This window comes from Dietzia sp. B19 (assembly GCF_014145155.1).
Taxonomy (GTDB): domain Bacteria; phylum Actinomycetota; class Actinomycetes; order Mycobacteriales; family Mycobacteriaceae; genus Dietzia; species Dietzia natronolimnaea.
In genome coordinates this window covers 1-7,114 of the sequence record NZ_JAALED010000123.1, presented here as the reverse complement: position 1 = coordinate 7,114, position 7,114 = coordinate 1, and the positions used below count along the sequence as shown (strand labels likewise).

The window sequence follows — 7,114 nt, the reverse complement described above, 5'->3', positions numbered from 1 at the left end:
GGCGGCCACGGACTCGGCCTTGGCCCCGGGCAGCTTGGCCGAGACCTTGTCCCCGGCCTTGCGGGCACGCCACGTCAGGCCCGGCTGGCCGGCGGTGTCGACCGATGCGAGCAGGAGCGCACCGAGCAGGGCGACGTCGGTCGCCAGACCGGTGGTCTTGCGGCTCTTGGCGGCGGGGTCGGACTCCGCCCAGAAGTCGTTGCGGGTGACGGTCGTGGGCAGGTGCGACGCCGTGAGGGCGAGGGCCGACAGGCGGGGGGCCTTGCCGAGCGCGAACAGCACACCGGCACCGACCTTGACTCCCGCGAGAGCCTTGACCAGGGTCTCGGTGTCCTTGGTGACCGGCGGCACGGAGGTCGTCACGTGCTCGTTGACGGCCTGCTCGCCCTTCTCCACCAGGGGTGCGGCCTTGTCCACGAGCGGGGCCGCCTTGGCCACATGGGCCTGCGGATTGCGTAGCGTCTCCACGCCGTCGATGACGAACACCGTGGCGAGCATGGGTCGTGCGAGTCGTCGGATCATCGTTCCTCCTGGGAATTGGGATGCGTGGTCGAACCTAGTGAAAACCCCGGCCCGGCGCCTCCGGTCGGAGGATCGTCCCCCGCCACGGACCCTACGGACCTGCGTGATGCGCTGGGACGATCAGCTGTGACGGGGGCCGGATAACGATTCTGATCGGCCGGTCGGTCGGTGCCGTCGGGCGTCACCAGCCGCGCTCTCGCCACGTGCCGAGGTTCGGACGCTCGGCCCCGAGCGTGGTGTCGTCCCCGTGCCCGGGGTGGACCACCACGTCGTCCTCGAGCACGGCGAAGACCCGGGACTCGAGGTCGTCCATGAGGGTGTCGAACTGCTCCCGGGTGCCCGTCTTGCCCGGTCCGCCGGGGAAGAGGGAGTCCCCGGGGAACAGGTGGGTCCCCTCCTCGGTGCGGAGGAGGAGCCCGATGCCGTCCGGGGTGTGACCCCGCAGGCCGATCACCCCGAGGCGCAGGTCCCCCACGACGAGCTCGTCACCGTGGGAGACGTGGCGGTCGGTCGGTACGTGGATGTCCCCGGCGTCACCGGGTGAGGCGATGGTGGTGAGGCCGAGGGCCTCGACGGTCTCCGACAGGCCGATCCAGTGGTCGGCGTGCAGGTGGGTCGTGACCACCTCTCTCACCCCGGGGGCGTGCGCCTGCAGGTGCGCGATGAGCTGGGGGGCGTCGTTCGCGGCGTCGACGAGGAGTGCCGCGCCCGTCGAGACGGACTCGATCACGTAGACGTTGTTGTCCATCTCCCCGACGGAGATCTTGGACAACCGGGCCGGGCCGACGGTCCAGCGCTCACCGGTCAGGCGGCCACCCAGGCGGCCGGAGTAGCCCTCGGTGAGGGTGATGTGCTCGGGGACGGACTCGGTGGGATTCGACATAATTGCAGGCTACTGGCGGCGACGGCGGTTCGTGGTGGTAAGCGTGTCGGGGTTCGTTGGTACCTTCGTCTGCGGGACGGCGGCCATGCGGTGCGCACGGCCACCGCCACGGGTCCGTGGCGACATCCCCCTCGGAAGGAGTACCCATGGTGGACCGTCTGGTCGTCCGCGGCGCACGGGAACACAACCTCAAGGGCGTGGACATCGACGTCCCGCGCGACTCCCTGATCGTCTTCACGGGTTTGTCGGGCTCCGGCAAGTCCTCGTTGGCCTTCGACACCATCTTCGCCGAGGGGCAGCGTCGGTACGTCGAATCCCTCTCCTCCTACGCGCGCATGTTCCTCGGTCAGATGGACAAGCCGGACGTCGACTTCATCGAGGGACTCTCCCCGGCGGTGTCGATCGACCAGAAGTCCACCAACCGGAACCCCCGGTCGACGGTGGGCACCATCACTGAGGTCTACGACTACCTGCGTCTGCTCTACGCGCGGGCGGGTGTTCCGCACTGTCCGACGTGCGGGGAGGTGATCTCGCGTCAGACCCCTCAGCAGATCGTCGACCAGATCCTCGAGGGGGAGGAGGGCGCCAGGTTCCAGGTGCTGGCGCCGGTCGTGCGCACCCGCAAGGGCGAGTTCGTCGACCTCTTCGCCCAACTCGCGGCCGACGGGTACAACCGCGTGCGGGTGGACGGAGAACTCCACACCCTCGCGGAGCCGCCGACGCTCAAGAAGCAGGAGAAGCACGACATCGAGGTGGTCGTGGACCGCCTCGCCGCCAAACCGTCCTCCCGCCAGCGGCTCACCGATTCCGTCGAGACCGCGCTGGGACTGGCGGACGGGGTGATCGTCATCGACTACGTTGACCTCGACGAGGCCGACCCCGGCCGGCGGCGCCGGTTCTCCGAGCACATGGCCTGCCCCAACGGCCACCCGATCGGGCTCGACGACCTGGAACCCCGCGCGTTCTCCTTCAACTCCCCCTATGGCGCCTGCCCGGTCTGCGACGGGCTCGGCTCGCACCTCGAGGTGGACCCCGACCTGGTGATACCCGATCCCGAGCGGTCGTTGGCGGACGGCGCGATCGCCCCGTGGTCGGGGGGCCAGAGCGCCGACTACTTCCAGCAGTTGCTCTCGGGACTGGCCGACGACCTGGGCTTCGACCTGCGCACCCCCTGGCAGGACCTGCCCGCCAAGGTGCGCAAGGCGGTGCTCGGAGGGGCGTCGACGAAGGTCCGGGTGCGGTACAAGAACCGCTACGGCCGGGTCCGGACCTACGACGCCAAGTTCGAGGGCGTCATGTCGTTCCTCAAACGCCGACTGGAGCAGACGGAGTCGGAGTCGCAGAAGGAGCGCTACCAGGGGTACATGCGGGAGGTGCCGTGCCCCGCCTGTGAGGGGACCCGTCTCAAGCCGGAGATCCTCGCCGTCACGATGACCGGCCCCGGCGGGCGTGACCGGTCGATCGCCGACATCTCCCGGATGTCGGTCGCGGACTGCGCCGAGTTCCTGGACGGCCTCGAACTGGACTCCCGCCAGGCGATGATCGCCGGCCGGGTCCTCAAGGAGATCCAGGCCCGCATGGGTTTCCTCCTCGACGTGGGACTGGACTACCTGTCCCTGGACCGGGTGGCGGGCAGCCTGTCCGGCGGGGAGGCCCAGCGCATCCGGTTGGCCACCCAGATCGGGTCCGGTCTCGCCGGCGTGCTCTACGTGCTCGACGAGCCGTCCATCGGTCTGCACCAGCGGGATAACCGTCGCCTGATCGACACTCTCGTCCGGCTGAGGGACCTGGGGAACACGCTGCTCGTGGTGGAGCACGACGAGGACACCATCCGCGCGGCGGACTGGATCGTGGACATCGGACCCCTGGCCGGCGAACACGGCGGACGGGTGGTGCACTCCGGGGACTACGAGGGGCTGCTGGCCAGCGAGGAGTCGCTCACGGGTGACTACCTGGCGGGGCGGCGGTCGATCGCGGTGCCCGACACGCGGCGTGGACTGAACCCGGAGAAGGTCCTCCACGTGCGCGGGGCACGCGAGAACAATCTCAAGAACGTCGACGTGGTGTTCCCGGGCGGTGTGCTGTGTGCCGTCACCGGCGTGTCCGGCTCGGGCAAGTCCACGCTCGTCAACGACATCCTCGCCACCTCGCTGGCCAACCAGCTCAACCGGGCGCGCCAGGTTCCCGGACGGCACTCCCGCATCGACGGGGTGGAGTCGTTCGACAAGCTGGTCCAGGTGGACCAGTCACCGATCGGTCGCACCCCGCGGTCCAACCCGGCCACGTACACCGGGGTGTTCGACAAGATCCGGACGTTGTTCGCGGCGACCACCGAGGCCAAGGTCCGGGGCTACAAGCAGGGGCGGTTCTCGTTCAACGTCAAGGGCGGCCGTTGCGAGGCGTGTCAGGGGGACGGCACGCTCAAGATCGAGATGAACTTCCTGCCGGACGTCTACGTCCCGTGCGAGGTGTGTCACGGCGCCCGGTACAACCGCGAGACCCTCGAGGTGCACTACAAGGGCAAGACCATCGCCGAGGTGCTCGACATGCCCATCGAGGAGGCGTGCGAGTTCTTCGAGCCGATCACCTCGATCCACCGGTACCTCAAGACCCTCTCGCAGGTCGGCCTGGGGTACGTGCGTCTGGGCCAGTCGGCACCCACGCTGTCCGGCGGTGAGGCGCAGCGGGTCAAACTCGCGGCCGAGCTGCAGAAGCGGTCGAGTGGACGGACCGTCTACATCCTCGACGAGCCCACCACGGGTCTGCACTTCGAGGACATCACCAAGCTCCTCCTGGTGATCCAGGGGCTGGTCGACAAGGGCAACACCGTCATCGTGATCGAACACAACCTCGACGTGATCAAGAGCGCCGACTGGGTGATCGACATGGGGCCCGAGGGTGGCGCCGGCGGTGGCGTCGTCGTGGCCGAGGGCACCCCCGAACAGGTCGCGGCGGTGCCGGAGAGTCACACCGGTCGCTTCCTCGCGCAGGTCCTCCCGGTCACGCAGGAGGGCCCGGAGGGATCCCGGACCGTCCCGGTGTCGGTCGATGGTGCGCCCGCCAAGAAGGCGGCGGCGAGCAAGGCCGCGGCCACGAAGGCGCCCGCGAAGAAGGCGCCCGCGAGGAAGACGGCGTCGGACAAGACCGCGGCCAAGGCGGCACGCAAGGCACGGGCCCTGCGCTGACCCGACGCCGGAGGGTGCGACCGTGGCGTCGCGTACCCCGGCGTCGGGCAGTCGGGGGTCAGTAGACGGGGCCGGTGAACTTCTCGCCAGGACCCTCGCCGGGCTCGTCGGGGAACGCGCTGGCCTCGCGGAACGCGCGCTGCAACCCCTGGAGACCATCCCGCACCACGCTGGCCTGCGGCCCGAGGTACTCGGCGGACCCGGTCACGAGTCCGGCGAGCGAGGTGATCAGCTTGCGCGATTCGTCGAGGTCGAGATGCGGGCTCGCGGTCGGGTCGTCGTCGGACAGCCCCAGCTTCTCCGCCGCGGCGCTCATCAGCACGACGATCGAGCGGAAGATGATCTCCTGGGCGGGGACGTCGGCGAGTTCGACGATCTCGACCTCGCGGGCGTCGAGATGGTCCTCGAGAGAACTCTCTGCGGTCGCGTCGGCGGCGGGATCTGTGGACGCGGGGTGGTCGGTGTTCATGCCGAACACTGTCCCACGGGCCGGGCGACTCCGGGCGGTCGGACCGGTTTGGGGGTCCCCGGGAATCCTGGTAGAGTTCTGCTCCGACTGTGGGAATCCGCTTCGTGGTGGGTTCCGACGTCCAAGAGGAGCCCGATCTCCCACCATCCGACGCCCTGGGTTGTTTGATGGTCACCACCCCCGACGAGGGGTCTGCGAGCGTATCGCGGAGACGTCTCGTCGACGGGTGAGGAGTGAGAGGCCCCCCGGTATCCGTGCCGTGGGGCCTTCTCGGTATCGCCGGTGTGTCCGGTGGTGCCGTGGGTACCTCGAGGGCGGATGCGCGACCGCGCGAGCGGTCGCGGACAGAGCACCATCTACCGAGGAGGGCCCATCAGCGCCGAAGCACGTATCAACGAACGAATCCGTGTCCCCGAAGTCCGACTCGTCGGCCCCGGGGGCGAGCAGGTGGGGATCGTTCGTGTCGAGGATGCACTTCGTCTGGCCCTCGAGGCCGATCTGGACCTCGTCGAGGTCGCGCCCACCGCGCGCCCGCCGGTCTGCAAGATCATGGACTACGGAAAGTTCAAGTACGAGGCGGCGCAGAAAGAGCGCGAGTCGCGGAAGAACCAGCAGCAGACCGTGGTCAAGGAGCAGAAGCTCCGGCCCAAGATCGACACCCATGACTACGAGACCAAGAAGGGGAACGTCGTCCGTTTCCTCGAGAAGGGCTCCAAGGTCAAGGTGACGATCATGTTCCGCGGTCGCGAGCAGTCCCGCCCCGAGCTCGGGTACCGGCTGCTCCAGCGGCTGGCGGACGACATCACCGAATACGGATACGTCGAGACCAGTGCCAAGCAGGACGGCCGCAACATGACCATGGTCGTCGCCCCCCACAAGGGCGCCAAGACCCGCGCCAAGGCGCAGGAGTCCAAGGTCACGGACCCCGCTTCCGAATAGGCCCTCCGCCGCCCAGACCACGGACGCCCGACGTCCGCACACCCGAGGTCCCACCGGGCCTTCCGGGACGAACCATGTGAGGAAGACCGATCATGCCGAAGATGAAGACCCACAAGGGCACCGCCAAGCGCTTCCGGAAGACCGGAACCGGCAAGCTGGTCCGCCAGCAGGCCAACCGTCGCCACATCATGGAGAAGAAGCCCACCAAGCGCACCCGTCGCCTCGACGGCCGTACGGATGTCGCCCCGGCCGACGTCCCCCGCATCAAGCGGCTTCTCGGGCTCTGAGCCCTCCCACCTTCGAAGAAACTTCCGGTCGCCCACGAGCGACCGACCCAAACCAGTGAGGATTGATCAGTGGCACGCGTGAAGAGGGCAGTCAACGCCCAGAAGAAGCGTCGGACCGTACTCGAGTCCACCAAGGGCTACCGCGGACAGCGCTCGCGGCTGTACCGCAAGGCTAAGGAGCAGATGCTCCACTCGATGACCTACAGCTACCGCGATCGTCGTGCGCGCAAGGGCGACTTCCGCAAGCTGTGGATCTCCCGCATCAACGCCGCGGCCCGCGCCAACGACATGACGTACAACCGCTTCGTCCAGGGCCTCAAGCTCGCCGGCGTCGAGGTCGACCGCAAGGTCCTCGCGGACCTCGCCGTCACCGACCCGGCCGCCTTCACGGCGCTGGTCGAGGTCGCGCGCAAGGCGCTGCCGGCCGACGTCAACGCTCCGGCTGCCTGACACCCGCGAATTGACGAACACTCCGCCCGAACAGGGCACGGGACGACCCGCGGATCCGTTCACCGAACGGACCCCGCGGGTCGTTTCCGCATCCAAGCTCCACCGCGCCGCCGCCAGGCGTAAGGCCGGCCGGTTCCTCGCCGAGGGGACCAACTCGGTCGAGGCGGCGGTGGCCACCGGCGTCGCGGTCGAGATCTTCTGCACCGCCGACGCACTCGACCGGTTCGCCGGCCTGGTCGACGCAGCCCGTTCCGCCGGGATCCCGGTGTCCGTGGCGACCGACCGGGCCCTGAAGGGACTCTCGGACACGGTCACCCCCACGGGCATCGTCGCGCTGTGCCGCGCCGTGGCGCGCACGGCGACCGGGGATCCCGTCGCC

Annotated in this window: 8 protein-coding genes; 5 read left to right on the top strand and 3 right to left on the bottom strand. The window is 68.9% G+C overall.

Annotation, left to right across the window (positions count from 1 at the left end; translation table 11 throughout):
• Both G6020_RS04740 and G6020_RS04735 read right to left on the bottom strand, forming a co-directional pair.
• The coding region (locus G6020_RS04740) for a DoxX family membrane protein (protein ID WP_182609835.1) at positions 1 to 522 on the bottom strand (522 nt) is incomplete at its 3' end.
• A gap of 181 nt (positions 523 to 703) precedes the next feature.
• The gene (locus G6020_RS04735; RefSeq protein ID WP_095717220.1) at positions 704 to 1,405 is read right to left on the bottom strand and encodes an MBL fold metallo-hydrolase; all 702 of its coding nucleotides are present in this window, start codon (positions 1,403 to 1,405) and stop codon (positions 704 to 706) included.
• Between the two features lie 146 nt (positions 1,406 to 1,551).
• Here G6020_RS04735 and uvrA point away from each other — a divergent pair, with 146 nt between their 5' ends.
• Positions 1,552 to 4,590, top strand: coding sequence for an excinuclease ABC subunit UvrA (gene uvrA / locus G6020_RS04730; RefSeq protein ID WP_182609834.1), 3,039 nt, complete (start codon positions 1,552 to 1,554; stop codon positions 4,588 to 4,590).
• Between the two features lie 58 nt (positions 4,591 to 4,648).
• On the opposite strand, the gene G6020_RS04725 is transcribed toward uvrA, so the two are convergent.
• Positions 4,649 to 5,059 carry a DUF1844 domain-containing protein gene (locus G6020_RS04725; protein WP_095717218.1) on the bottom strand — a complete coding sequence of 137 codons (411 nt, stop codon included), beginning with the start codon at positions 5,057 to 5,059 and terminating at the stop codon, positions 4,649 to 4,651.
• 318 nt (positions 5,060 to 5,377) lie between these two features.
• On the opposite strand from G6020_RS04725, the gene infC reads away from it, so the two are divergent.
• The 4 genes from infC to G6020_RS04705 form a co-directional block, all read left to right on the top strand.
• The gene (gene infC, locus G6020_RS04720) at positions 5,378 to 5,998 is read left to right on the top strand and encodes a translation initiation factor IF-3 (protein WP_182609833.1); all 621 of its coding nucleotides are present in this window, start codon (positions 5,378 to 5,380) and stop codon (positions 5,996 to 5,998) included.
• A 92-nt stretch (positions 5,999 to 6,090) separates the two neighbouring features.
• Positions 6,091 to 6,285, top strand: coding sequence for a 50S ribosomal protein L35 (rpmI, locus tag G6020_RS04715; RefSeq protein ID WP_007630819.1), 195 nt, complete (start codon positions 6,091 to 6,093; stop codon positions 6,283 to 6,285).
• A 69-nt stretch (positions 6,286 to 6,354) separates the two neighbouring features.
• Positions 6,355 to 6,735 (top strand): 50S ribosomal protein L20, encoded by a 381-nt coding sequence (rplT, locus tag G6020_RS04710; RefSeq protein ID WP_007630820.1) that lies wholly within the window; start codon positions 6,355 to 6,357, stop codon positions 6,733 to 6,735.
• Between the two features lie 10 nt (positions 6,736 to 6,745).
• Positions 6,746 to 7,114: RNA methyltransferase substrate-binding domain-containing protein (locus tag G6020_RS04705; protein ID WP_277815244.1), on the top strand; the 369-nt coding region annotated here is incomplete at its 3' end.

Excerpts from the sequence above, each read along its gene's own strand:
- uvrA (WP_182609834.1), top strand. The coding sequence starts at position 1,552 with ATGGTGGACCGTCTGGTCGTCCGCGGCGCACGGGAACACAACCTCAAG.
- rpmI (WP_007630819.1), top strand. The coding sequence starts at position 6,091 with ATGCCGAAGATGAAGACCCACAAGGGCACCGCCAAGCGCTTCCGGAAG.
- G6020_RS04735 (WP_095717220.1), bottom strand. The coding sequence starts at position 1,405 with ATGTCGAATCCCACCGAGTCCGTCCCCGAGCACATCACCCTCACCGAG.
- infC (WP_182609833.1), top strand. The coding sequence starts at position 5,378 with ATGCGCGACCGCGCGAGCGGTCGCGGACAGAGCACCATCTACCGAGGA.
- G6020_RS04725 (WP_095717218.1), bottom strand. The coding sequence starts at position 5,059 with ATGAACACCGACCACCCCGCGTCCACAGATCCCGCCGCCGACGCGACC.